General features: G+C 71.6%; 20 protein-coding genes and 2 tRNA genes. 14 read left to right on the plus strand and 8 right to left on the minus strand.

Going from position 1 to position 24,742, the window contains the following annotated elements; genetic code table 11:
* Positions 1–76: 76 nt before the first annotated feature.
* Entirely contained in the window at positions 77–1,291 is a 1,215-nt protein-coding gene (locus ACFO6S_RS05325) for a cytochrome P450 (protein ID WP_378414810.1), read from the minus strand.
* Between the two features lie 245 nt (positions 1,292–1,536).
* On the opposite strand from ACFO6S_RS05325, the gene ACFO6S_RS05330 reads away from it, so the two are divergent.
* From ACFO6S_RS05330 to ACFO6S_RS05345, 4 genes are all read left to right on the plus strand, one after another.
* Positions 1,537–2,094 (plus strand): TetR/AcrR family transcriptional regulator, encoded by a 558-nt coding sequence (locus tag ACFO6S_RS05330; protein WP_378414812.1) that lies wholly within the window; start codon positions 1,537–1,539, stop codon positions 2,092–2,094.
* Between the two features lie 145 nt (positions 2,095–2,239).
* On the plus strand, positions 2,240–2,905 hold the full coding sequence (locus ACFO6S_RS05335) for an excalibur calcium-binding domain-containing protein (RefSeq protein ID WP_378414814.1): 666 nt from the start codon (positions 2,240–2,242) through the stop codon (positions 2,903–2,905).
* A 179-nt stretch (positions 2,906–3,084) separates the two neighbouring features.
* Complete coding sequence (locus ACFO6S_RS05340) at positions 3,085–4,185, plus strand: ParB/Srx family N-terminal domain-containing protein (RefSeq protein WP_378414816.1); 1,101 nt, start codon at positions 3,085–3,087, stop codon at positions 4,183–4,185.
* A 147-nt stretch (positions 4,186–4,332) separates the two neighbouring features.
* Positions 4,333–4,665 (plus strand): HNH endonuclease, encoded by a 333-nt coding sequence (locus ACFO6S_RS05345; protein WP_378415236.1) that lies wholly within the window; start codon positions 4,333–4,335, stop codon positions 4,663–4,665.
* A gap of 13 nt (positions 4,666–4,678) precedes the next feature.
* Here ACFO6S_RS05345 and ACFO6S_RS05350 read toward each other — a convergent pair whose 3' ends face one another.
* The 3 genes from ACFO6S_RS05350 to ACFO6S_RS05360 all read right to left on the minus strand — a co-directional run bounded on the left by ACFO6S_RS05350 (position 4,679) and on the right by ACFO6S_RS05360 (position 5,636).
* A complete protein-coding gene (locus ACFO6S_RS05350) occupies positions 4,679–4,990 on the minus strand; it encodes a DUF6191 domain-containing protein (RefSeq protein ID WP_378414818.1) in 312 nt (103 codons plus the stop codon).
* A 278-nt stretch (positions 4,991–5,268) separates the two neighbouring features.
* Positions 5,269–5,342, minus strand: a tRNA-Ile gene (locus ACFO6S_RS05355).
* Between the two features lie 221 nt (positions 5,343–5,563).
* Positions 5,564–5,636 (minus strand) — tRNA-Asn (locus ACFO6S_RS05360).
* Positions 5,637–5,772: 136 nt separating this feature from the next.
* On the opposite strand from ACFO6S_RS05360, the gene ACFO6S_RS05365 reads away from it, so the two are divergent.
* The gene (locus ACFO6S_RS05365) at positions 5,773–6,018 is read left to right on the plus strand and encodes a hypothetical protein (RefSeq protein ID WP_072845833.1); all 246 of its coding nucleotides are present in this window, start codon (positions 5,773–5,775) and stop codon (positions 6,016–6,018) included.
* 64 nt (positions 6,019–6,082) lie between these two features.
* Here ACFO6S_RS05365 and dnaG read toward each other — a convergent pair whose 3' ends face one another.
* A complete protein-coding gene (gene dnaG, locus ACFO6S_RS05370; protein ID WP_378414820.1) occupies positions 6,083–7,990 on the minus strand; it encodes a DNA primase in 1,908 nt (635 codons plus the stop codon).
* 39 nt (positions 7,991–8,029) lie between these two features.
* On the opposite strand from dnaG, the gene ACFO6S_RS05375 reads away from it, so the two are divergent.
* Entirely contained in the window at positions 8,030–9,220 is a 1,191-nt protein-coding gene (locus ACFO6S_RS05375; protein WP_378414821.1) for a dipeptidase, read from the plus strand.
* 4 nt (positions 9,221–9,224) lie between these two features.
* Here the strand turns inward: ACFO6S_RS05375 and ACFO6S_RS05380 are convergent, their stop codons facing one another.
* Together ACFO6S_RS05380 and ACFO6S_RS05385 are read right to left on the minus strand one after the other, a co-directional pair.
* Positions 9,225–10,502, minus strand: a complete 1,278-nt coding sequence (locus tag ACFO6S_RS05380) for a deoxyguanosinetriphosphate triphosphohydrolase (RefSeq protein WP_378414823.1) — start codon at positions 10,500–10,502, stop codon at positions 9,225–9,227.
* Positions 10,502–11,179, minus strand: coding sequence for a YdcF family protein (locus ACFO6S_RS05385; RefSeq protein WP_378414825.1), 678 nt, complete (start codon positions 11,177–11,179; stop codon positions 10,502–10,504). Before ACFO6S_RS05385 ends, ACFO6S_RS05380 begins: the two co-directional genes overlap by 1 nt.
* 123 nt (positions 11,180–11,302) lie before the next feature.
* Here ACFO6S_RS05385 and ACFO6S_RS05390 point away from each other — a divergent pair, with 123 nt between their 5' ends.
* From ACFO6S_RS05390 to ACFO6S_RS05410, 5 genes are all read left to right on the plus strand, one after another.
* Complete coding sequence (locus ACFO6S_RS05390) at positions 11,303–13,333, plus strand: TPM domain-containing protein (RefSeq protein ID WP_378414827.1); 2,031 nt, start codon at positions 11,303–11,305, stop codon at positions 13,331–13,333.
* An 86-nt stretch (positions 13,334–13,419) separates the two neighbouring features.
* Entirely contained in the window at positions 13,420–14,169 is a 750-nt protein-coding gene (locus ACFO6S_RS05395) for an ABC transporter permease (RefSeq protein WP_378414829.1), read from the plus strand.
* Between the two features lie 146 nt (positions 14,170–14,315).
* Positions 14,316–14,762, plus strand: a complete 447-nt coding sequence (locus tag ACFO6S_RS05400) for a DUF1579 family protein (protein ID WP_378414830.1) — start codon at positions 14,316–14,318, stop codon at positions 14,760–14,762.
* A gap of 74 nt (positions 14,763–14,836) precedes the next feature.
* On the plus strand, positions 14,837–17,962 hold the full coding sequence (locus ACFO6S_RS05405) for an ATP-binding protein (protein ID WP_378414832.1): 3,126 nt from the start codon (positions 14,837–14,839) through the stop codon (positions 17,960–17,962).
* 100 nt (positions 17,963–18,062) lie between these two features.
* Positions 18,063–19,475, plus strand: coding sequence for an FAD-binding oxidoreductase (locus tag ACFO6S_RS05410; protein WP_378414834.1), 1,413 nt, complete (start codon positions 18,063–18,065; stop codon positions 19,473–19,475).
* 88 nt (positions 19,476–19,563) lie between these two features.
* Here the strand turns inward: ACFO6S_RS05410 and ACFO6S_RS05415 are convergent, their stop codons facing one another.
* Positions 19,564–20,955 carry a glycine--tRNA ligase gene (locus ACFO6S_RS05415; RefSeq protein WP_378414836.1) on the minus strand — a complete coding sequence of 464 codons (1,392 nt, stop codon included), beginning with the start codon at positions 20,953–20,955 and terminating at the stop codon, positions 19,564–19,566.
* Positions 20,956–21,145: 190 nt separating this feature from the next.
* Between ACFO6S_RS05415 and ACFO6S_RS05420 the strand changes: the two genes are divergently transcribed.
* From ACFO6S_RS05420 to ACFO6S_RS05430, 3 genes are all read left to right on the plus strand, one after another.
* Positions 21,146–21,520: an ArsR/SmtB family transcription factor gene (locus tag ACFO6S_RS05420; RefSeq protein ID WP_465269188.1), complete on the plus strand. Its 375-nt coding sequence runs from the start codon at positions 21,146–21,148 to the stop codon at positions 21,518–21,520.
* Positions 21,517–21,936, plus strand: a complete 420-nt coding sequence (locus tag ACFO6S_RS05425; RefSeq protein ID WP_378414837.1) for a Fur family transcriptional regulator — start codon at positions 21,517–21,519, stop codon at positions 21,934–21,936. Before ACFO6S_RS05420 ends, ACFO6S_RS05425 begins: the two co-directional genes overlap by 4 nt.
* A gap of 188 nt (positions 21,937–22,124) precedes the next feature.
* Positions 22,125–24,737 carry a hypothetical protein gene (locus tag ACFO6S_RS05430; RefSeq protein WP_378414839.1) on the plus strand — a complete coding sequence of 871 codons (2,613 nt, stop codon included), beginning with the start codon at positions 22,125–22,127 and terminating at the stop codon, positions 24,735–24,737.
* Positions 24,738–24,742: the final 5 nt, after the last annotated feature.

Consider the following 24,742-nt stretch of genomic DNA (forward strand, 5'->3'; position numbering starts at 1 on the left):
CCGCCCGAGGCCGGTTCCGGTCTCTCCCCGCGTCGGTGAGGCCGTCCGTCGCCACGCGACGAATCGCGGTCGCCGGTCAGCGCACCCACAGCGGCAGCCGGAGGTGCCTGCGCACGAAGATGCTCGGCACCCACTCGGCGCCGTCGGCGAGGGTGACCTCGGTGCTGCGGTCCAGCAACAGGGCGATCGCGGCCGTCGCCTCCATCCGGGCCAGCGCCGAGCCGACGCAGAAGTGGGCGCCCTTCCCGAACGCCAGGTGGGAGCGGATGCTCGGCCGGTCGAGGTCGAGCTCGTCCGGCCGCTCGAACCGGGCCGGGTCACGGTTCGCCGCGCCCCAGAGCAGCAGCAGGTGACTGCCGGCGGGCAGCGCCACCCCGCCGAGCGTGGTGTCGGCGACCACGTGCCGGTGGTGCGCACGGAACGGCGACTCCAGCCGCAGCGCCTCGTCCAGGAAGGCGTCGATCCGGGCGGGCTCGGCGCGCAGGAGCTCCTGCAGGTCGGGCCGGGTCGCCAGCAGCCGCGCGGCGCTGGCGATCAGTCCGGCCGTCGACTCGCCGCCCGCGCCGACCAGCTGAATCAGGATCAGCACCGCGACGTCGTCGGTGAGCTCGCCCGCCCGGCTCGCCGCGACGAGCACGCCGAGCAGGTCGTCGCGGGGTTCGTCCTTGGCCTCGACGAACCGGGCGTGCAGGTAGCCCGCGAGCTCCACCGAGGAGGTGACGAGCTGCCCGAGCCGGTCCGCGGTGACCACCCCGCCGAGCATCTCGGTGCTGTCGTACGCCCAGCCCAGCAGCTGCGGCACGTCGGCCTCGGGAAGACCGATCAGCTCGGCGATCACGGCCAGCGGCAACGCGTCGGCCATCGCGCCGGCGAAGTCGATCCGGCCCTCGCACAGGCCCTCGGCCCACAGCCGGTCGGCCAGCTGCTCGACGGCCGGCGTCAGCGCCCGGATCCGCTTGCCGAGGCTCTGCAGCACCAGCCTGCGGTGCTGGAGGTGGGTGGGGTCGTCGGCCGTCGCGAGCACGTGCACGGCCCGACCGCCGCCGTCCATGTCGAAGGTGGCGGGCGGGCCCTCCGGCTGCTGGACGAGCATGCCCGTCAGGTTCGAGGAGAAGTCGTCGACGCGGGCTGCCGCCTCGGTCACCAGCTCCCAGGTAGAGACGAGGTAGAAGTCGGTGCCGGGGACCCGATGGACGGGAGAGCCCTCGCGCAGCGCCCGGTAGAGGCCGTTCGGGTCGTCGAGGTTGACCGGGTCGAAGATGTCGATCCCGTCGAGCGGCAAGGTGGTCATCTTCCGTCTCCCGCGGCAGTAGGACTCGTGTCGAGGCACCACCGTTCCCTCTGGTCACAGGCCTGTCAACCCCGGCAGGAGGGTTGAGATGCGCACCCGACGCGGGCGTCGACGGCCCGTCTCACCCGCCGCCGAGGGCCCCGACGACGGCCTGGTCAGCACCCTCACCGAGTGGGCCGTGGCTAGACTCTCGCCCAACTCCGTCTCAGGAGTGAGACATCAGTGAGACGCCGATCGGAGGACTGATGGACACGTCGAACCGACGGCAGGACTGGCTGGGCACCGACCCGCGGCGGGCGGCCGCCGTCGCACAGATCCGGGCGGCGGCCGCCGAACTGTTCCTCGAACGCGGCCTCGAACAGGTCAGCATCGAGGACGTCGCGGAGCGGGCGGGATGCTCACGGGCGACGCTGTACCGGCACGTCGGCGGCAAGTCCGCGTTGGTCGGCGGGGTGGTCGCCGCGGCCGCCGCCACCGTCGCGGAGCAGGTTGCGACCGCGGTGGCGCCGCTGACCGGCTCCCGCCGCATCGTCGAGGCGATCCTCACCTCGGTCGCGGCGGTCCGCTCGGACCCGGCACTGGCCGCGTGGTTCGCGCACACCGGTCCCGGACGCGGCGACGACTACCTCGCCTCGTCCCCGGAACTCGGCCGGATCGCCACCACCCTGACCGGCATCGCCCCGGACGACGACAGCGCGCAGTGGATCGTGCGGGTGGTGATGTCGCTGCTGGCCCTGCCCGCGGCGGACCCGGACACCGAGCGGCGGATCGTGGAACGGTTCGTCGAGCCGGCGTTCCGGTAGACCCAGCCCCGCGACCTGACCGTCTCCCGCGTCGCGAAGTCGAGGCCCCCGACGGCGGGCGCGACACCGGCCGCATGTGCGATAGTTGCGAAAACACTGCTGACCTGCACCGCGCACTGTCCATGCGCAGACTGGAGAAGCATCCGTGAACGTGCGCATCGCCGCCCTGGCTGCCGCCCTCGGCTGCGCCGTTCTCGCGGGATGCTCGCCCGGACAGTCCGTCAACCCGCCGAGCGGCGCGGTCACGAGCACGACGCCGGAGCCGCCGGCGCCGACCACACCGCCGCAGATCGCGGCACCGCGCCCCTCGGAGACCGCCCCCGAGCAGTCCTCCCCCGTCACCGGCGCACCCCGCACCGGCGAAAACCGGACCGACGAAACCCGCACCGACGAGCCCGTCACGGACGCACCCGTCACCGAGCACGAGCACGAGCCCGAGAACGGGGCGGCGACCGACCCGACCACCGAGCCCTACGACCACGAGGTCGAGGGCCGGCTCTGCTACAACTGCCCAGACCCCGAGCAACTCGGCTCCGACGGGACCGAGAAGCGAACGGGCGGCGCCACCGTCGAGGACTGCCGTCCGCCGATGACCGAGCGTGGGGCCGCCGACTACGCCGACGACGCGCTCGGGTTCGCGGCCGAGTGCCTCGGCACCGGGTCCGCCGCGGACCCGGTCAGTCCGTCAGGGTCGACCTACACGAACTGCGTGCAGGTACGCGCGGCAGGCGCGGCGCCCATCCACCGCGGCCAGCCCGGATACTCGACCGATCTGGATCGCGACGGCGACGGCGTCGCCTGCTACAAGTAACCTGGCAGGCCACCCCGCCGTCGAGCGGCGGATCGTCGAGCGGATTCGTCGAGCCGGGGTTCGGTGGCGCCGACCGTTCACGGAACCGTCGACGCCGGTCCACCCGCGGTCGGCCGCCCGGCCATCGGGGCGGATCAAGGTGACTCGCACCTCACCGTCGACCAGGAGATCACCCACCCATGTCTCTCACCTCACGCCGCGCGCTCACGACGCTGGCCGCGTTTGCCCTCGTCGGCGCCGGCACCCTCGGCGCCACCGGGACCGCCCTCGCCGAACCCGACATCAACTCCCCCAGCTGCGGTCCCTCCGCGGGCAGCGCGTCCGACCTGTTCCCCAACGGTTCGTCGAGCGGGTCGGCCGCCGGCTTCTCCGACTCCCCGTTCCGGTGCTCGGAGGTCGGTGACCTCATCGACGTCCGGATCGGCGACGTGCGCGCCACCCAGCCCTCCCTGGGGTACGACGAGGTGTACTACAAGCTCGGCCGGTACACCCTCGGCAAGGACGAGATCAACAAGAAGTTCGACGACTGGTGTGAGGCCAACGGTCAGGTCAAGGCCGTGACGGTGACCCCCGGCGCGAAGATCGCGGATCCGGGCTCGTTCACCTGCGAGCTGCCGGTTGGCCAGGAGACGGCCGAATCCGTCGCGCCGATGAAGACCGTGGTGATCGGTCCCGCTGCCAAGCTCTACCTGACCGACGGCCACCACACCCTGACCTCGTTCTACGAGACCGAGGGTCCCGACGTGCACGTGCGGTTGCGAGTGCTCGCCAACCTGAGCACCTTCACCGTCAACAACTTCTGGGCCGAGATGAAGAAGAACGGGTGGGTCTGGAACCACGACGTCGACGGCAAGGAGGTCCCGGTCACCAGCCTCCCCGCCGGGGTGGGCCTGGCCAACTTCGCCGACGACCGGTACCGCAGCCTCATGTACTTCGCCCGGGACATCGGCTTCACCCCCGGAACCATCCCGTTCCAGGAGTTCTACTGGGGCGCATGGCTTCGTGACGCGAAGGCCGCCGACCTGAGCGGCTGGAACACCCGCGAGCTCGCCAGCTACCTCGACACCGTCAAGCGGGTCACGAAGGCGCAGACGGCCCTTCCGGCCGACACCGTCGTCGGCGGCGGCTTCACGGCGGCCCAGCTCGGCGCCCTGGCGCAGTGGAACGACGGCAAGACCGAGGACAAGGGCGAGTTCGCCAAGCTGTCCAAGCCGTACTCCGACGGCAAGCCCGGCAAGATCGCCTACGCGCTGGAATACAAGGCGGCGCACGGGAAGTAGGCGCCGTCGCCGCCCAAGACTCGGCGGCGACCACACCACGACGAAGGCCCCGGAGCGGCGCTCCGGGGCCTTCGTCGCCCGCGACGGTAGGGTTCGGCCATGGCGATCAGCCGCAAATCCAGGTACGCGCGGCGACGCAAGCGCCGGATGGACCTCGTCGAGCACGACCTCACTGCCGAGCAGTGGACCGCACTGCGGGAGGCGTGGGACGGCTGCGCCTACTGCGGCGCCCGGGACCGACCCCTGCAGCGCGACTGCGTCCTGCCGATCTCGCGCGGTGGCCGCTACACGCTCGACAACATCGCGCCTGCCTGCGCGTCGTGCAACTCCAGCAAGTGCAACGGCGAGGTCACCGCGTGGATGCGCCGCAAGGGCCACGACGAGAAGGCCTTCCTGCTGCGCCTGCACGAGATCGGCTCGGCGATGGTGACGCGGTTCCCGACACCGTCGGACGAGGATCCGCAGCTGCACCGGGACTGACCGGTGGGGCAGCCTAGGTGGCCTCCGGCCGCAACACGACGGTGTTCGACGCGATGTCGACCCGCACCCGTGGCGGTGCGCCGTCCCCCTCGTCCTCTCGATGCATCAACGCAGTCTGCCGTTGCTCGAACTCGTGATGCTTGGATCCCTGGAACAGTGCCGTGACCTCCTCGAACCCGGTCGCGGAGACGGTGCGCCCGCCATGCTTCCGCGTCCACGGCAACGCTCGGCCGCCCGTGAGGCGGTTCCACAACGTCTCGGCGAATGCGAGCAGCACCAGCAGGCACAGCAGCCCTGGAATCGTCATCGCCCACAGCAGTCCCACAGTCACGGAGTCTAGTTGCGGGTCACGTCGCGCCGCCAGGTCTCACCGCACGCGGCACCGACACGTCCTTGGCTTCGGGACCTGGACTCGAATCCGGCGCGCGACGTCTCCCCGGTCCGGCCGAACTCCCCGTCCGGGGCCAAAGCGTTGACCGCGGAACAACTCCGGGCGCTTGGCGGGCATCGACGACGACGGCCGGTCGGCACTTGTCGGGGCCGAACGATTGCCGTCGACGACGAGTTGGTCCGTCGGGCTCGATTCGGGGACATCTGCTGAAGTGGGGCGGGCGGGGCTCGAACCCGCGACCAATGGATTATGAGTCCACGGCTCTAACCGACTGAGCTACCGCCCCATTCCGCCCGGGCGACGCCGGAGGACTGCAGAGCAGAATGCTACCGGCCCCCGCGACGCGTGCGAGACCAGGGTGCGGTTACCCGCCCGGACGTACGCCCGGCGCGACCGCCCGCCAGGCAGGTGATGCTCGTCACATTTCGATCCGCGGGCCGGACCGGCGAACCCCCGACACCAAAGAAGCCGCCCACCAGATGATCTGGTGGGCGGCTTCTCTGTGTGCTCCCCCGACTGGACTCGAACCAGTAACCGTCCGATTAACAGTCGGAAGCTCTGCCAATTGAGCTACAGGGGATTACTTTCAGCGCCTCCCGTTTCCGTTTGGCTGCAGAGAGACTTTAACCCATAACCCCACCCTGGTGCCAAATCGCCTGCCCAACGCGGTGTCAGGCACACTGTGGGCAGGCCGTTCGTCCGGGAGGAAAGCAGGAATGATGCGCTTGTTGATCGGTATCGCCGCGGGATACGTGCTCGGATCCAAGGCAGGTCGGGCCCGCTACGAACAGATCAGCCGGGCCGCCAAGGCCGTGGCAGGCAGCCCCGCCACCAAGAAGGTCATCGAGGTGGGCCGGCAGAAGCTCTCCGACAGCCTCAGCACCCAGCCGAAGCTCGAGCCGCTCAAGCAGATCGACACCGAACCGGACACCACCATCTACGTACCGCGCGAACGCCTGTAGCCGGCCCCCGCCGGGGGCACCGCGGGGCGCGAGCGGGCACCGCCCGGGGGCGGTACGCAGCGAGCTAGACGTCCTCGGAGTTGTCCCCGACGGCCTGCTCGAGCAGGCTGCGCCGGTACTGCTCGAGCGCCACCAGGTCGCCGAACAGCGACATGTACTCGTCCGGGCGGTCCGCCTGCGACATCCGCTGCAGCTTCGACTTGAGGTCGGCGACCTGCTGACCGACCCACACCTCCTGCAGCCGTGCCAGCACCCGCGGGATGTAGTTCGGCACGTCCGACGCCCGGAGCGGCTCCACCGACAGCTCGGTGACCAGCGACTGCAGCGGTTCCACCTGCCTGCCGACGGCCTCCATCCACTCCGCGCCTGCCAGGCCCGCCGCGGTTCCGCCTGCCGCGGCGACGGCCTGCCGGACCATCGCGTAGGCCGGGTGCCCGAACGTCTCCGCGGGCAGCGAGTCGAACACCGACCCGGCGATCGCCGGGTACTGCAGCGCCGCCTTGAGCGCGTCGCGCTGCGGCCACAGCGCCGGGTCCTTCGGGTTGGGGCGCGGCGGACCCGTCGGCGCCTGCGCGTCGGCGGTCTCGGCGACGCGGTCCGTCCCCGGCCGTCCGCGACCGGAGGTCCGGGACGATCCCCGACGCGCCTCGTCGCGGACCCGCTTGATCACCGTCGGGATGTTGTCCCAGCCGACCCAGCCGGCGAGCTGACGCGCGTAGTCCTCGCGCAGCGCCTCGTCCCGGATCCGGGCGACCACCGGCACCGTGCGCCGCAGCGCCTCGACCCGGCCCTCGCTGGTCTCCAGGTCGTGCGCCGCGAGCAGCGACTTCACCACGAACTTGAACATCGGGATCCGGCGCGCCACCAGGTCCCGGACCGCGGCGTCGCCGGAGGCCTGCCGCAGCTCGCACGGGTCCATCCCGTCCGGCGCGACCGCGACGAAGGACTGCCCGGACATCTTCTGGTCGCCCTCGAACGCCTTGAGCGCGGCCGCCTGACCCGCCGCGTCACCGTCGAAGGTGTAGATGACCTCGCCCCGGAAGTAGCTGTCGTCCAACAGGAGTCGACGCAGCATCGCCAGGTGGTCCTCGCCGAACGCGGTGCCGCAGGCCGCGACCGCGGTCTTCACCCCGGCCAGGTGCATGGCCATCACGTCGGTGTAGCCCTCGACGATCACCGCCTGGTGGCCCTTGGCGATCTCCCGCTTGGCCAGGTCCAGGCCGAAGAGCACCTGCGACTTCTTGTACAGCATGGTTTCCGGGGTGTTGATGTACTTGCCGGGCATGGTGTCGTCGTCGAAGAGCTTGCGCGCACCGAACCCGATCACGTCGCCGCTGAGGTTGCGGATCGGCCACACCAGCCGGCGCCGGAACCGGTCGATCGGGGTGCCGCGCTTGCCCGGCGTCGCCAGCCCGGCCTCGACGATCTCGTTGGCCTCGAAGCCCTTGGTCATCAGGTGCTTGGTCAGCGTGTCCCAGCCGTCGGGCGCGTAGCCGCAGCCGAAGGTGAGCGCGGCCTGGCCGTCGAAGTTGCGTTCGGTGAGGTAGTCGCGGGCGGTCTGCGCGTCAGGTTCGCCGAGGCGTGCCGCGTAGAACGCCTGCGCGGCCGCGTTGGCCGCCACCAGCCGGGCCCGGGTGCCGCGGTCGCGCTGCACCGACGGCCCGCCGCCCTCGTAGGAGATGGTGTAGCCGACCCGGTCGGCCAGCTGCTCGACGGCCTCGACGAAGGAGACGTGCTCGATCTTCTGCAGGAACGAGTAGACGTCGCCGCCCTCGCCGCAGCCGAAGCAGTGGTAGGTCCCGTGACTGGGCCGGGCGTGGAAGGAGGGCGACTTCTCGTCGTGGAACGGGCACAGGCCCTTCATCGAGTCGCCGCCGCTGCGCTTGAGCGCGACGTACTCCCCCACGATGTCCTCGATGTGTACCCGGTCGCGAATGGCCGCGATGTCTCGTTCAGAAATTCGGCCCGCCACTGGGCCAGTCTAGGGGGTCGTGCGCCTAGGATCTGCCGCATGCCGTCCCCGAAGCGCAAGTGGCTGCGCCGCACCCTGGTGGGTGCACTGGTCCTGGTCGCCGCCGCCCTGGTCACGTTCTTCACGATCGGCCCCGGCGTCATCGAGAAGTCCATGAACAAGAAGGTCCCCGGCGACCTCCCGGAGGTGACCGCGTCGACCCGGGACCTGCACGCTCGCCTGCAGATCGCCGACATGCACTCGGACACCCTGATGTGGGACCGCGACCTCCTCGAGCGGTCCGACCGCGGACACATGGACCTGCCGCGCCTGCAGGACGGCAACGTCGCACTGCAGGTCTTCTCGTCCGTGTCGAAGTCGCCGAAGAACCAGAACTACGACTCCAACTCCGACCAGACCGACAACATCGAGCTGCTGACGGTCGCGCAGCTGCAGCCGCCGCGCACCTGGCGCTCACTGCTCGAGCGCTCGCTCTACCACGCGGAGAAGCTGGAGAAGGCGGCCGCGGACTCGGACGGGCAGCTGCGGCTGGTCCGCACGCAGGCGGACCTGGCGAGCGTGCTCGACGACCGGGCGGCCGGAGAGAACGTGACCGGCGCGCTGTTCTCCGTCGAGGGCCTGCAGAACCTCGAGGGTGACGCCGGGAACTTCGACCGGCTCTACGACGCGGGCATGCGGATGGCCGGCTTCACCCACTTCTTCGACAACGAGACGGCCGGCTCCATGCACGGCGAGGCGAAGGGCGGCCTGACCGACCTCGGCCGGACGGTGTTCGCGGAGATGGAGCGGCGCGGGGTCATCGTCGACATTGCGCACGCCAGCCACCCGGCGATCGCGGAGATGCTCGCGCTCGCGACCCGGCCCGTCGTGGCCAGCCACGGCGGTGTGCAGGCCACCTGCAAGGTCAACCGCAACCTCACCGATGACGAGATCCGCGGCGTCGCGGCCACCGGCGGCGTCGTCGGGATCGGCTACTGGGACGCGGCGGTGTGCGAACTGACCCCCGCCGCCGTGGTCGACGCGATCGAGCACGTCGTCGCGGTGGGCGGCCTGCAGACCGCGGCACTCGGCAGCGACTTCGACGGCGCGACGACGGTGGCCTGGGACACCAGCCAGATCGCGGTGATCACTCAGGAACTGCGCGACCGTGGCCGCACCGACGAGGAGATCCGCGCGATCATGGGCGGCAACACGCTGCGGGTGATGGCCGAGGTGCTGCCGGCCGGCTGAGCCCCTACCCCCAGGCCGCCTGCGCGCCGAGGCTCTGCTTGTCGACCCGCTCGAGCCGGCTCTCGGTGTACGACGCGATCTGGTCCACGATCACCCGGGTCCGCGCCGCGTCGTCGCCTGCCCGTTCCCACGCCGGCAGCAGGATCGGGTCCAGCCCCGACGGCGCGGTGCGGATCAACCACTGCGCCACCCGGTGGATCCGGTCGCGCTGACGGTCCTGACGGGTCCGGTGACCGGCGTCGGACATCACGTAGCGCAGCGCGACCGTCTTGAGCAGCGCCACCTCGGCCGCCACGATCGGCGGGATCTCCAGGTCGGCGTCGTACCGGGACAGCGGCACCCCACCCGTCACCTCCCGGGTCCGGGTGACGGCGGCGGTCGCGAACCGGCCCACCAGCTCGCTGGTCAGGTTCTTCAGCGCCACCGACGACGTCAGCGTGCCGTCGTAGCGGCCGACGGCGACCACCACCGGCAGCACCGACAGCCGCCGCGCCGCCTCGACCAGGTCGTCGACCACCAGTCCGCGGAACTCCGCGGCACCCATCTCCGCGAGCGCGTGCTGCTCGCCGGGGTCGGCCAGGGCGCGCAGGTCGATCCGGCCCGCGATCACCCCGTCCTCGACGTCGTGCACGGAGTAGGCGACGTCGTCGGCCCAGTCCATCACCTGCGCCTCCAGGCAACGCCTGGTGCTCGGCGCGCCGTCGCGCACCCAGGCCAGGATCTCCGCGTCGTCGTCGTAGGCACCGAACTTGGCGCCCGGACCGGGCCGGGTCCACGGGTACTTGACGGACGCGTCGAGGGCCGCGCGGGTCAGGTTCAGGCCGGCGCTGCCGCCGTCCGGATCGAGAATCTTCGGCTCCAGGCTGGTCAGGATCCGCAGGTTCTGGGCGTTGCCCTCGAAGCCACCGCAGTTCGCCGCGACCTCGTCGAGCGCCTTCTCGCCGTTGTGCCCGTACGGCGGGTGCCCGATGTCGTGCGCCAGCCCGGCCAGGTCCACCAGGTCGGGGTCGCAGCCGAGACCGTCGGCGATGCCGCGGCCGATCTGCGCCACCTCGATCGAATGCGTCAGCCGGGTGCGGGGGGTGTCGCCGTCCCGCGGGCCCACCACCTGGGTCTTGTCCGCGAGTCGGCGCAGCGCCGCGCAGTGCAGCACCCGGGCCCGGTCCCGGGCGAAGTCGCTGCGCGGGGCCGACGTGCCGGGCAGCGCGCCGGACTTGGGCGCCTCGACGACCCGCCGTTCGACGTCGTGCGGGCGGTAGGGCGCGGTCTCCGGGGTGGTCATCACTGCACCGCGGTGTACGGGAAGTCGGCCGAGAAGTGGGTGAGCTGGTACCAGAGCAGCGCGCCGGTCTCCCGCATGATGCCGTGCGCCTGCGACTCCCGGGTGAACACCGCGGGCCCCTGTCGGGTCGGTGCCGTCCAGGCCTCGAGCCCGACGTCGCGTGCCATCGTCCGGGCACGGAGCGAGTGCCAGGGGTCGCTGACCAGCACGGCAGAGGACATCCCGCGCTCGCCCATCACCCGGCTCACGCCCTCGATGCTGAGCAGCGTGTCCGATCCCTCCTCGACGGCGATGATCCGGTCCGCAGGCACGCCGCGGCCGATCATGTAGTTCTTGCCGGACGCGGCCTCGGTGTAGACGTCCCCGACCTGCTTGCCGCCGACGGTGACGATCCTCGGCGCCACACCCTTGTCGAAGAGCTTGACGGCCTGCTCGAGCCGCGCCGCGAACACCGACGACGGGGTGCCCGAGTACTGGGCGGCGCCGAGCACCACGATCGCGTCGGCCTCAGTCAGGTCGCTGATCCGGGCCACCTGCCACACCCGCACCGCGGTCCCGCCGACCAACACCACCGCAATCAGGATCGACCCGACCACGAATCGCCGGCTCCACCGGGCCAGGGTGCCGCCGAAACCGAGTCGACCGTCGGCACGCTCGGCCAATGCTGTTGAACTCACTCCGCAAGTCTGCCAGCAACCGCCGTGGCGGCACCGTGCGGCGCGCCCGGCCCCGGCTCCCGACGCGCCCGCCGCCGCGGTGTCCGCGGCCGGATCCGCCTCCCGGCCGATAGATTCATCCCCATGGCATCTGCACAATCGCGCGGTCGCGTTCGACACGGCCTGCACCGCATCACGGTCGCCGCGGCGGCGACGTCGGCCCTGACCATGTTCGGCCTGCTGGCGCTGCCCGGTCTCGCGTCGGCGGAGGCCCCGTTCCGCATGCCCGGACAGATCTCGGACCGGGTGAGCGTCCTCGACGACTCCGCGCGCGCCGACGTGCGCGCGGCCCTGGACACCCTCTTCGACGAGCAGCACGTGCAGTTGTGGGTGGCGTACGTCGGCACCTTCGACGGCATGGACGCCGAGAAGTGGGCGGACAAGACCGCGCAGACCAGCGGGCTCGGCAGTCAGGACGTGCTGCTGGCGATCGCCACCGACGACCGGGCCTACGCCTTCGACGCGCCGTCGGACCTGAAGAACGTGACCGGTTCCGAGCTCGACAGCATCGAGCGGGACGCCATCGTGCCCGCCCTGCGCGAGGACGACTGGTCAGGCGCGGCGATCGCCGCGGCAGGCGGGCTCTCCGACGCGATGAGCAGCTCGGGGTCCGGGAGCGGCGTGAAGTACCTCGTGGCCGGCGGCGCCGTGCTGATCGTCGGCGCGGGTGGCGCGGTGCTCTACTCGCGCCGGAAGAAGAAGTCGCACGGTGGTCCGGGCGCCGGCGGCGACGTGGACTGGGCCGACCCCGCCGCCCTCGCGGCGCTGCCGGTCGCCACCCTGGACGCCCGCGCCCGCGAGGTGCTGGTGGAGACGGACAATGCGATCCGCACCAGCGGCGAGGAGCTGGAGCTGGCCACGGGCGAGTTCGGCGAGCTCACCACCGCCCCCTTCCGCGCCGCCTACGACGCCGCGAAGGCCACCCTCGCGTCGGCGTTCACGATCCGCCAGCGCCTGGACGACGACGTTCCGGAGACCCCCGAACAGCAGCGGGAGATGCTCGTCGAGCTGATCTCGACCTGCAGCCGCGCGGATCGGGAACTCAACGCCCAGGTCACCGAGTTCGACGGGATGCGTGACCTGCTGATCGACGCCCCGGGCCGCCTCGACGCGCTCACCCAGCGGCTGGTGGAAATGACCGTGCGGGTGCCGGCCGCCGACACCGTGCTCGCCGGGCTGCGCGCCGAGTTCCCGGCGCCTGCGCTGGCCTCGGTCGCCGAGAACGTGACGCTGGCGCAGCAGCAGCTGGCCTTCGCCGAGCAGAACATCGCCGCCGGCCGCGAGGCCGCGGCGCGGCCGGCAGGCAAGCAGGGACCGGCCGTCGTCGCGATCCGGGCGGCCGAGGGCGCGCTCACTCAGGTCGGCGAGCTGCTCGACGGCGTCGAACACGCCGCCGACAACATTCACCACGCGATCGCCACCCTGCCCGCGGCGATCGCCGAGACCCGCAAGGACATCGCCGCCGCGAGCGAGCTGACGGCCTTCGGCGGCGAAGCGCTCGCGCAGGCACAGGCGGCGGCCGTGGCCGCGCTGGCCCGCGCCGAGGCAGGCCAGGACACCGACCCGCTCGGCGCGTTCACCGAGCTCTCGAGGGCGGACGCGGAACTGGACACGGTCCTGGCCACCGCCGCGGACGCCCAGGAGCAGTCGGAGCGGGCCGCGGCGCGGCTCGCTCAGGACCTGACCGCGGCGCAGGCGCAGATCACCACCGCGACCGACTTCGTCAACACCCGGCGCGGGGCGGTCGGCGCGGAGGCCCGGACCCGGCTCTCCGAGGCGCAGCGGCACTACGACGCGGCCCGGCAGTTGACGGCCTCCGATCCGGCGAAGGCCCTCCAGCACGCCCAGGCCGCGGGCGACCTCGGCACCCGCGCCCTGCGCCGGGCCCAGTCCGACGTCGAGAAGTGGGAGGCCGCCCGGCGGCCGCAGCAGAGCGCAGGCAGCAACACCGGGGCCATCCTCGGAGGCATCCTGATCGAGTCCATGATGCGCGGCGGCATGAGCGGGGGCTGGGGCAACCGCGGTGGCGGCGGCATGAGCGGCGGCGGTCGTTCCCCGGGTTCGTTCGGCGGGCCCAGCAGCTCCGGCCGGATCACCCGCAGCGGACGGTTCTGAGGCGGCTCCGGCTCGTGCGCGGTTGACGGGTCCTGGGGACCTGCAAGCCACTCACGAGCGGCGGAGCCGCCTGGAGAGGAGGAGGGGTGGGCACCTCACTGGCGCATCCCGGCCTCGCCCTGGCCGTGGTGTGCGCGGTGATGGTCCTGGCCGCGGCGCTGGTCTATCGGATCGCCGACCTCGAGCACCCGCTGGCGGCACCGAAGGCGGCGCTGCGCGGCGCCCTCCAACTGGCCGTCGTCTCGGTGGTGCTGGCCGCCGCACTGCAGCACCTGTGGTCGTCCGCGGCGATCCTGGTGGCGATGTTCGTGGCGGCCGCGGTGACCGCGGCGCGACGAGCCGACGCCGGACGGTCCGGGGCCTGGTTGAGCACGTCGCTGGCGACCGGCGTCGCGGCCGTGCTGCCGTTGCTGCTGCTCAGCGGCGTGGTTCCGCTCGAGGGTGTCGCGGTCATCCCGATCGGCGGCATCGTGCTTGGCAACGCGATGACCGCCACCTCGTTGGCCGCCAAACGGGCGCTCGACGCCATCGCCCAGCGGTACGGCGAGGTCGAGGCGGCGCTGAGCCTCGGGCTGAGCCTGCGGGACTCGCGGATGGAGGTGATCCGGGCCGCCGCGTCCGACGCGCTGCTGCCGGGCCTGGACCAGACCCGCACGGTCGGACTGGTCACCCTGCCCGGCGCGTTCGTGGGCGTGCTGCTCGCCAGCGGGTCCGCCGTGCAGGCCGGGGCGGTGCAGATCCTGGTCCTGGTCGGGGTGCTGCTGGCGCAGACCTGCGCGGTCGCGGTGACGATGGAACTGGTCGCCCGCGCGATGGTGACGCGGTCGGCACGGTAGCCGGTGTCAGTCGGTCACCCACCCACCTCACCGCGAGAGGTGAATCGGACACCTGCCCGACGAGGGACGGCGCGCCCGGACCGATGAGAATTCGAGCTCCCGACGGTCTGCCCATGAGAACCCGCCGATCTTCACGAGAGGACCACATGACAGTCACGGCAGAGACCATGCGCCCGTTCGACAGCATCATCGGGCGGTGGCGGACGTCGGGCACCGTGCTCGACGAGCACGGAGAGCCCGCCGCGCGGATCGACGGCACCGACGAGTACGAGTGGATGCCCGGCGGCAACTGGATCGTCCATCGCGTCGACGTCACGATGGGCGAAGACCGCGTGCATGCCCTCGAGCTCATCGGCGAGTACGACGCCGCGGCCGGCACGTACGCCATGCGCGCGTTCGACGGCTCCGGCGAGTACGGGGAGATGACCGCGCGCCCGAATGCGGACGGATCGTGGACGTTCCTCGGCGACGGCATGCGCAGCACCCTCCGGCCGGCCGAGGACCGGTCCTCGATGACGGCGCGGTGGGAGCGGCAGATCGACTCCGGCGCCTGGATCCACTGGATGGACATGCGCTTCGACGCCGTGACGTAGCCGTCACCGGCAGAACTCGTCACCAGTGGTCGCCGGCGGCGCGGGCTAGCCTGAGTCAGTAGGAGGCCGCCGCCATGCTGCATGTCTCCCTCTTCGGGGAGCAGGCAATCACCGACACCGCGACCGGGACCGCCGCGACCCGGTCGCCGCGCGCTGTTGCCCTGGTGGCCTTCCTGGCGGTGCACGCCGGCACGCCGCAGCCCCGGCAGCGTATCGCCGAACTCTTCTGGCCGGACTCGACGGACGGCCAGGCGCTGACCAACCTGCGCCGCGAACTGCACCATCTGCGCCGCGCGCTGGGCGACGCGGACTCCCTGGTCGTGACCTCGACGGACCTCGGCTGGCGCGACCGCGACACCTGCCGCGTCGACGTCCGGACCTTCGACCTCGAACGCCGGGCCGCCCTGGCCGCGGCGGCGGCCGGCGACGACCACGAGGCCCTCGCCCACGCCCACGCGGCCATCGCCGCCTACCGCGGCGAGTTCCTGCCCGGCGGATACGACGACTGGCTGCTCGAGGCCCGGGCGGAACTCGAGCGCCAGTGCGTGGACCTGTGCGACCTGGTCTGCGCGGCGAGCACGCGCGGCGGCGACCCAGCGGCGGCGACCGAGGCCGCCCGTCGGCGGATCCGGCTGCAGCCGCTGGAAGAGGTCGGCTACCGCACGCTGATGAAGCTGCAGGTCGACGCTGGTGACCGGGCCGGCGCGCTGAGCACCTACCACCGCTGCGCGTCCGTCCTCGAGCGCGAACTCGGCGTCGCCCCCGAACCCGCCACCAGACGGGCGGCGGACGCCCTGCTGGCGACGCCGTCCGCCGCGATGCGGCCCGTCGGTCCCGCCGGCCGCTCCGGTCCGGCCGCCACCGAGTTCGTCGGTCGTGTCCGCGAGTTCGGCGTGCTGACGGACCGGTGGCGGGCCGCCGCGGCGGGCCACCCGGGCATCGCGCTGGTCGGCGGCGGCGCCGGGGTGGGCAAGACCCGGCTGCTGCACGAGGTCGCCGCGCTGGCCCGGTCGCAGGGCGCGGTGGTGGCGGCCACCCGGTGCTTCGGGGCCTCCGGGCGGCTGCCGCTCGCCCCGGTGGCGGACTGGCTGCGAACCCCGGCGATCCGCGACGCGACGGCCACGCTCGACCCGCTCTGGCGCACCGAGGTGGACCGGCTGGTGCCGTCCGATGTGTCCGGAGCTGCCGGTGGCCGGCCCCGCGGTCCCGACGCCGGTGCCCGTGCCATGGTCGACGCCTGGCAGCGCCACCGCTTCTTCGAGGGACTGGCCAGGGCGCTGATCGGCGACGGCCGCCCGCTGCTGCTGGTGGTGGACAACCTGCAGTGGTGTGACCAGGAGACGCTGACGTTCGTCGAGTTCGTGCTGGGGCTCACCGCGGACTCGCCGCTGCTGGTGGCCGCGGCCCTGCGCGACGAGGACCACGACACCGGCCCCGACGTCGGGGCGTGGACCGCGCGGATGCGGGCCACCGGACTGCTCACGGAGTTGGACCTGAGCCCGCTCGAGGTCGGCGAGACCGCCCGGCTCGCCGAGGCCACCGCGGGGCGGTCGCTGCGCGCGGACGACCTGGAACTGCTGCAGGCCGCGACGGGCGGCTTCCCGCTGTACATCGTCGAGGCGATGCGCACCGCGGCCGAGACCGAGATCGAGATCGAGGCCGGCGAGACTCCCCTGCCGGTCGGCGATCTCACCGCGGTGCTGCGCACCCGGCTCGCACACGCGAGCCCGCCGGCCCGCGAGGTCGCCGGGCTCGCCGCGGCCGTCGGGCGGAACTTCACCCTCGACCTGCTCACCGAGGCCAGCGACCTCGACGCCGACACCGTGGTCCAGGCCGTCGACGAGCTGTGGCGGCGACGGATCCTGCACGAGTTCCGGGACGGCTACGACTTCTCCCACGACCTGCTCCGGGACGCCGCGTACGCACAGGTCGGCCCGCCCGGGCGGTGGCTGCTACACCGGCGCCTGGCCCAGGGCCTCGAACTGCTCCACCCCGGCGACACGGACGCCGTCTCGGCACAGCTCGCGGAGCAGTACGCGCGGGGCGGCCGGGCCAAGCGGGCGGTGGACTACTACCAGCGGGCGGCCGAGGTCGCCTCCGGCACGTTCGCCCACGCGGAGGCGATCCGCCTGCACCGGGCGGCCCTCGCGATCGTCCGCTCGCAACCCGGCGGTCGGGGCACGCTCGCCCGGGAACTCGACATCCTCGAGTCGATGGCGGCACCGCTCAACGCCCGGTACGGCTACTCCTCGCCCCAGCTGCAGCAGACCCTCGAGCGCTCGATCGAGCTGGCCGAGGTGCTCGGCCGCCGGGACTCGACCGTCGTCGCGCTGGTGGGACTGTGGACGTCCCGGTTCGTCCAGGGCGACACCGCGGGCGCGCACCGGGCGGTCTCCCGCGCGCTCACCCTGGTCGACGCCGACGCCGACGCCCAGCTGAGCGGCAGCGCGCACTTCGCGTTCGCCGGGTCCGCCGTCAGCCTCGGCAGGCCCGCGGAGGCGCTGCGTCACTTCGAGCTCGCCGCCGAGCTGACCCGGGGTGCCCACTCGCTGACCGTCGGCACCCGGCCGGACGTGCACTCCCTCGCCTGGTCCGCGCACCCGCACTGGCTGCTCGGCCACGACGAGGCCGCCCGGTCGAGCTGTCGCGGCGCCGTCGCTCTCGCCCGGGGCGCCCGGCACCCGTACAGCCTGGCCGTGGCGCTGGCCTACGGCGCCGTCACCCTGCAGATGCTCGGCGACCGCGAGGAACTGCGGGACACCGTCGGCGAGCTGCGCGCCCTGTGTGACAGGTTCGACTTCGCCTACTACCGCGAGTGGGCGCTGATCCTCGACGGCTGGTCCGAGCCCGGGGCGTCCGGGATCCGGTTGACCCGGCGGGGAATCGAAAACCTCAGGGCGGCAGGATCGTTCGCCCGGATGCCGTACTGGCTCTCGCTGCTCGCGGACCTCTCCATGCGCGAGGACCGGCCCGACGCCGCGCGCGCGAGCCTGGACGCCGCCGTCGTCGCCGGGCAGGCCCGCAGCGACCTGTGGTGGCTGCCCGAGGTGATGCGACTGCGCGCCGCCCACGACGACCCCGACGGCGCCCGCACCCGCCTGCGCGCCGCCGCCGCGATGGCGTCCGAGCACGGCAGCGCCGCGCTGCTGCGGCGCTGCGAACGCGACCTCGCCGCACGAGGCGTTCGCCCGGCCCGATGACCGGGCGCCTGCGGACGAACGCTGCGCGAACGCCCGCTTCGTAGCTTTGGTGATGCGGGCACCCGACGAGCGGGAGCCACACCACCGGAAGGGGAGCGTCATGTCCACCAACGCGTACAAGAACTCGGCGTACGAAGACCTGGCCGCGACGCTGCGCGGCGACCTGATCACCCCGTCCGACGCCGGGTACGACGCGGCGCGGGCGGTCTACAACGCCATGATCGACCGGCGGCCCGCCGCCGTCGCCCGCTGCCGGGACGTCGCCGACGTCATGGACTGCGTACGGTTCGCCCGCGAGCACGACGTCGAGATCGCGGTCCGCGGCGGCGGGCACAACGCCGGCGGCCTCGGGGTGTGGGACGACGCCCTCGTCATCGACCTGTCGCTGCTGCGCAGCACCACCGTCGACCCGGTCGGCCACACCGTCCGGGTGGACGGCGGGTGCACCTGGGGCGACGTCGACCATGCGACCGTCGCGTTCGGCATGGCCACGCCGTCCGGCTTCCTCGCCTCCACCGGCGTCGGCGGCCTGACGCTCGGCGGCGGCATCGGCTACCTGTCCCGGCGCTTCGGCCTCACCGTCGACAACCTGCTCGCCGCGGACGTGGTGCTCGCCGACGGCACCTTCGTCACGGCCAGCGAGAGCGAGCACAGCGACCTGTTCTGGGCCCTGCGCGGCGGCGGCGGGAACTTCGGGGTCGTCACGTCCTTCCGCTTCCGCTGCCACGACATCGGCGAGCACGGCACTGTCATCGGCGGCCCCGTGCTCTACGACCTTGCCGACACCCCGGCGGTGATGCGCTGGTACCGCGAGCTGCTGCCGTCGCTGCCCGAGGAGCTCAGCGGCTGGCTCGGACTGATGACGGTCCCGCCCGCGCCGCCGTTCCCGGAGGAGCTCTGGGGCCGCAAGGTCTGCGGCATCGTGTGGTGCTACTCCGGGTCGCACGATCGGGCGGACGAGGTACTCGAACCGATCCGGTCGTTCGGGTCACCGCTGCTGGACGGCCTGCATCCGATGCCGTTCAACGTGCTGCAGAGCGCGTTCGACGGGCTCTACCCGGCCGGGCTGCAGTGGTACTGGCGGGCGGACTTCTTCAACGAGATCTCCGACGACGCGATCGACGTGCACTGCAAGTTCGGGGCGCGGCTGCCCACCGGGCACTCCACCATGCACCTCTATCCCATCGACGGCGCCGCCGGCCGGGTGGCCGACGACGCGACCGCCTTCGCCTACCGGGGCGGCGGCTGGGCGGGCGTCATCGTCGGGGTGGACCCGGACCCGGCGAATGCGGACACGATCACCGGCTGGGCGAAGGACTACTGGACCGAGCTGCATCCCACCTCGGCGGGCGGCGCCTACGTCAACTTCCTGATGGACGAGGGCCAGGACCGCGTCCGGGCGTCGTACCTGGGCAACTACGACCGGCTCGCCGAGGTCAAGGAGCGGTACGACCCGGACAACGTGTTCCACATCAACCAGAACATCCGGCCCGCCGCGGTGGCGGCGCGCTGACTGACCGCGAAAAGCAAAGCGCCGGACGCCCTTCGATCCGCGAGGCGGTCGAGGGCGTCCGGCGCTGCCGGCGTAGAACCGAGAGGCTCTAGGAGCCGATCAGGCGCTGGGCGAGGTAGCCCTCGACCTGGTCGAGCGAGACCCGCTCCTGCGCCATCGAGTCGCGCTCACGCACGGTGACGGCCTGGTCCTCGAGCGTGTCGAAGTCGACGGTGATGCAGAACGGGGTGCCGATCTCGTCCTGGCGACGGTAGCGGCGGCCGATCGCGCCTGCGTCGTCGAACTCGATGTTCCAGTTCTTGCGCAGCGCCGCCGCGAGGTCCTTCGCCTTGGGCGTGAGGTCCGCGTTACGGCTCAGCGGCAGCACCGCGGCCTTGATCGGCGCGAGCCGGCGGTCCAGGCGCAGGACGGTGCGCTTGTCGACGCCGCCCTTGGCGTTGGGCGCCTCGTCCTCGGAGTAGGCGTCGACCAGGAACGCCATCAGCGAGCGGGTCAGGCCGGCCGCGGGCTCGACGACGTACGGCGTGTACCGCTCGCCGGAGGCCTGGTCGAAGTAGTTCAGGTCGGTGCCGGAGTGCTTCGAGTGCGTCGTGAGGTCGAAGTCGCCGCGGTTGGCGACGCCCTCGAGCTCGCCCCACTCGCTGCCCTGGAACCCGAAGCGGTACTCGATGTCGACGGTGCGGTCCGAGTAGTGCGAGAGCTTGTCCGCCGGGTGCTCGAACAGGCGCAGGTTCTCCGGGTCGATGCCCAGGTCGGTGTACCAGGCCAGCCGGGTGTCGATCCAGTACTGGTGCCACTCCTTGACCTCGTCCGGCTTGACGAAGAACTCCATCTCCATCTGCTCGAACTCGCGGGTGCGGAAGATGAAGTTGCCGGGGGTGATCTCGTTGCGGAAGCTCTTGCCGATCTGGGCGATGCCGAACGGCGGCTTCTTGCGCGAGGTGGTGAGCACGTTCGCGAAGTTCACGAAGATGCCCTGCGCGGTCTCGGGCCGCAGGTAGTGCATGCCCTCCTCGGTCTCGACCGGGCCGAGGTGGGTCTTGAGCATCATGTTGAAGTCGCGCGGCTCGGTCCACTGGCCGACGGTGCCGCAGTCCGGGCACACCACGACGTCCATCGTGACGTCGTCCGGGTTGTCGAGCTTCTTCTTCTCCGCGTACGCCTCCTGCAGGTGGTCCTGACGGTGCCGCTTGTGGCAGTTCAGGCACTCGACGAGCGGGTCGTTGAAGACGCCGACGTGGCCGGAGGCCACCCACACCTCGCGCGGCAGGATCACCGACGAGTCGAGGCCCACGACGTCGTCGCGGCTGGTGACCATGCTGCGCCACCACTGCTTCTTGATGTTCTCCTTGAGCTCGACGCCGAGCGGACCGTAGTCCCACGCGGATCTCGTCCCGCCGTAGATCTCACCGCAGGGGAAGACGAGTCCTCGACGCTTGGCGAGGTTGGCAACGGTTTCGACCTTGGACTTGGGTGCCACTTGGGGAGCTCTCCATCTGGGTAATAGATGCTGCGTCAGGGGGGTTTGCTGCGGACCAGCCTATCCGGCCGCGGTGGCGCACCCAATTCCGATGTTTGACATGCATACTTGTGCATATCAAAATGGAATCGCTTTGCAATAAGGCGTCTGAGCGACGCCGACGACCCACATCCGAGAGGAGGGCAGCCGAGTGAGCCTGACCGACGCCGACGACCTGCACGGCGAGGCGGGACCGCACGAGCGGGCCGCGTCCACTCCCCCGGCCGCGCTGCCGAGCAAGGACGCGATGAGTGCCGCCGGCGACCTGCTGCGCGCCCTCGCCGCGCCGGTCCGGATCGCGATCGTGCTGCAGCTGCGCCACACCCAACGCTGCGTGCACGAACTGGTCGAGGCGCTCGACGTCACCCAACCGCTGATCAGCCAGCACCTGCGCATCCTCAAGGCGGCGGGGGTGGTCCGCGGTGAGCGCAACGGCCGAGAGGTGTTCTACCGTCTCGTCGACGACCATCTGGCGCACATCGTGATCGATGCCGTCGCCCACGCCGAAGAAGGACCGAGACCGTGACCGAGAAGCCCGGCCCGCGCAACCCCGTCGTCGTCGGCGTGCGCGCTACCAAGCAGCGCAGCGCGATCTCCGCGCTGCTCGACGACATCGACGAGTTCCGCTCCGCCCAGGAACTGCACGACGAGCTCCGACGACGGGGCGACGCCATCGGCCTGACCACCGTCTACCGCACCCTGCAGACCCTCGCGGACGCGGGCACGGTCGACGTGCTGCGCACCGACACCGGCGAGTCCGTCTACCGGCGCTGCTCGTCCGGGCACCACCACCACCTGGTGTGCCGCAGCTGCGGCTTCACCGTCGAGGTGGACGGGCCGATGGTCGAGCAGTGGTCGCAGACGATCGCCGAGGACAACGGCTTCACCGAAGTCAGCCACACCGTGGAGATCTTCGGCACCTGCCGCAACTGCTCGGCGTAGCCTCGGCGCGCGTCCGTCGACCTACGGACGCGATCGCCGCCCCGGTCTCAGCTGACATGTGCGACGGACAAATCCGCTGTGCGCCTCGAGGTCGACGGGTTTTGCAGACATGCTCCAGTTCTCATTCGGTCGATGCTCGTCACCTGCGAGCTCGACGCTCTCGGCGACCTGTCCGGGAAGGATCGAAGATGGTTCGTGACGTCGTGCGCCGTGCGCGCGAGCTGCTTGAGAAAGGCGATCAGGAGCAGGCACACGCGATCCTGACACTGGCACTGGATGCGCAGAGGTTTGCAGCCCAGGACGTGGAAGCAGTAGCCGTGGCCGAGGCGACCGGGATGCTCGTCCGGATGGAAGCTCCGTCCGAACCGCCCGCTGTCGTCGAGCGGCGTATCGCGAGAATGACCGAACTCACGGACGGCTTCGACGGCGACGCCGTCCGTGAGGCCCGCGCACTCGCCGAGCTCGAGGCGATCGAGTGGATCCACAGGCACGAGCCCGACGATGCGGTTGTGCTGGTCGATGTGATGCGAGCGGCGGAGTCGTTCGCGACCCGTCACATCGGGGACCGTCAACCACTCGGTGTGCGACAGGCACGAGCGGAAGCAATGTTCACCGCCGAGATCCTGCGGCGGCACCTGGGACGGGATCGCCATCGAGTCGCGGTCGGACTCGAGACGCTGGCGCTCACGCTCACCGCGGAATCCGATGACCGACTGCGCCACCTGCGCATTGCTGCGCTCTATCAGGCGGCGCAGATCCGCTACGACATCGGAGATGACCCGGAGTCCGCGATCGGCCTGATGCACCGTGTGATCGCCGAGGCCGAGCCCGTCCCGTCGGCGCGGACGCTCCTGCACGCCGCATCGCTCTGTCTGGTCGACGACGAGATCAGCCGGGGAGCGCCTGCGGCGGTGGCGATTGCCCACGGCCTCCGCGCCCTGGACGTGCCCGTCACCGATCTCGGCTCCGAGGCGGCCACCGAACAGGCCCGGCACCTCGACCAGATACTGGAGCGGCTTCCCGACACCGAGCGCGACCTCGCCACCGTGGAACACGCTGCCGCACTGGTGGACCGCTATGCCACCTGTGCACCCGAGGACGCGCGCGAGGCGATCCTGTGGTGGGTGCTCAGGGGTGTTCCAGGGGACCCGGGCGCGGTGACGGAGGCCGGGCGGCAGATCCTCGCGCACGCAGACCACGCGTTCGGCGCCGACCCGAGCCCGCTCACCGCCGCAGCACGGGTGCGGGTGGCGGCACGTCTCGCCGAGATGACCGCGCACCTCGGCGACCCAGAGGGTGCCGTGCGACTCTACGAGCGGCTCGATGCTCGGTTCCCTGGGCACGAACACGACGAGCGCCTCGTCGTGCCGCTCGCCCTGGCGATGGTCGACCGGGCACTCCGACTCGCCGACATCGGACGACGCGGAGATGCCCTCGATGCGCTGGCGCAGGTGCCGCACCGCTACGCCGCTGCCGCCGGTGTGCCCGGCGTGACGGCCGCGATCGCCCAGGCGATGTACTGGCGAGGACGCCTACTGCGGGAAGCAGGCGAGCTGGCCGAATCTCGCCGCGTCATCGGCGACACCGTGGATCGCTCGGCCCCCGACACCGACGCCGACGTGCGCCTGTGGGCGGCCAACGCGCTCTTCTCGACGTGGCAGTCACCTGGGCTCGATCCCGCCGAGATCGACGGTGCCCTGTTGCGCTTCGCAGACCTGTTCGCCGACGACGAGGACGTGCGCATCCGCCGCCTGGATGCCCGGCGACGCCTCGTTCAGGCGACACGCGTGGCGGAACGAGGCGAACACCAGGTGGCGGCGACGGTGCTGCATGGCCTGGTGACCAGACATGCGGACAGCGACGACCCTGATATTCGCGACACCGTCGAACTCGCGACCGAGAATCAACGGATCCTCGCGATCTCCTCCCCCACGGATGCGGCCCCCGCCTCGACGGGAGAGGCCCACTACCGTGATTTTCGTGAACGAGTGCACCAGGCCGACCGGGCGGTCGAGGAGGGACGCCGCGCGGACGCCGAAGAAATCCTCACGGCGATTGTGGCCGACACCAGCACAGACCCCGATCCGAACATCGTCATGCTCGGGCTCGCGGCGTTGGACGTGCTCGGCGGCTTGTTGGTCGACGCCGGGCGGTGGGAGGAACTCGTCGCCGCCGCACGCAGCGCCGCCTTGCGCCGCCCCGGTCTCGACACCCGGGCACGCCGGGTGCACGCACGTGGTCACCTGAGGCTCGGCATTGCGCTTGGCCGGCTCGGCGAGGAGCGTGCCGCGATCGAGGCCTACGAGGCGCTCGAGCGGCTCGCCGACGGATCGACCGACGGCGACATCGTGAACGCCCGCGAAGTGGCCGCCTACAACCGCGCCGTCCTGACCGACGACCTGGACGACCCCCTCGCCGCGATCGCCGCCTACGACCACGTCCTCAGAATCCACGACCAGTCCGTCGACTCCGCCGAGCGCCGGCTCCGCCGCATCAAGGCACTGCGCAACAAGGCGCTACTGCTGACCGGTCTCGGCCGCCTGCCCGAGGCGACCAGCGCCCACCGAATGATCCTGGCCATCGCCGGCGCCTGCCCCGACTCCGACATCGCCGAACGAGGTCGCAAGTCCGCCTTCGACCTGGCGGCCTGCTACACGCAACTCGGCCAGCACCGTGCAGCATCGGACCTCTACACCTGGATGCGATCCGCCCATCACCTCGGATTCACCCGCGACGAACTCAAGAGCGCCACACGCTCCGCGAAGAAAGCAGCCCGCGAATCCAAACGCACGCATCGGTAACGCCT

Origin of the sequence: Rhodococcus kronopolitis, assembly GCF_042654025.1 — a bacterium.
Taxonomy (GTDB): domain Bacteria; phylum Actinomycetota; class Actinomycetes; order Mycobacteriales; family Mycobacteriaceae; genus Rhodococcus_G; species Rhodococcus_G kronopolitis.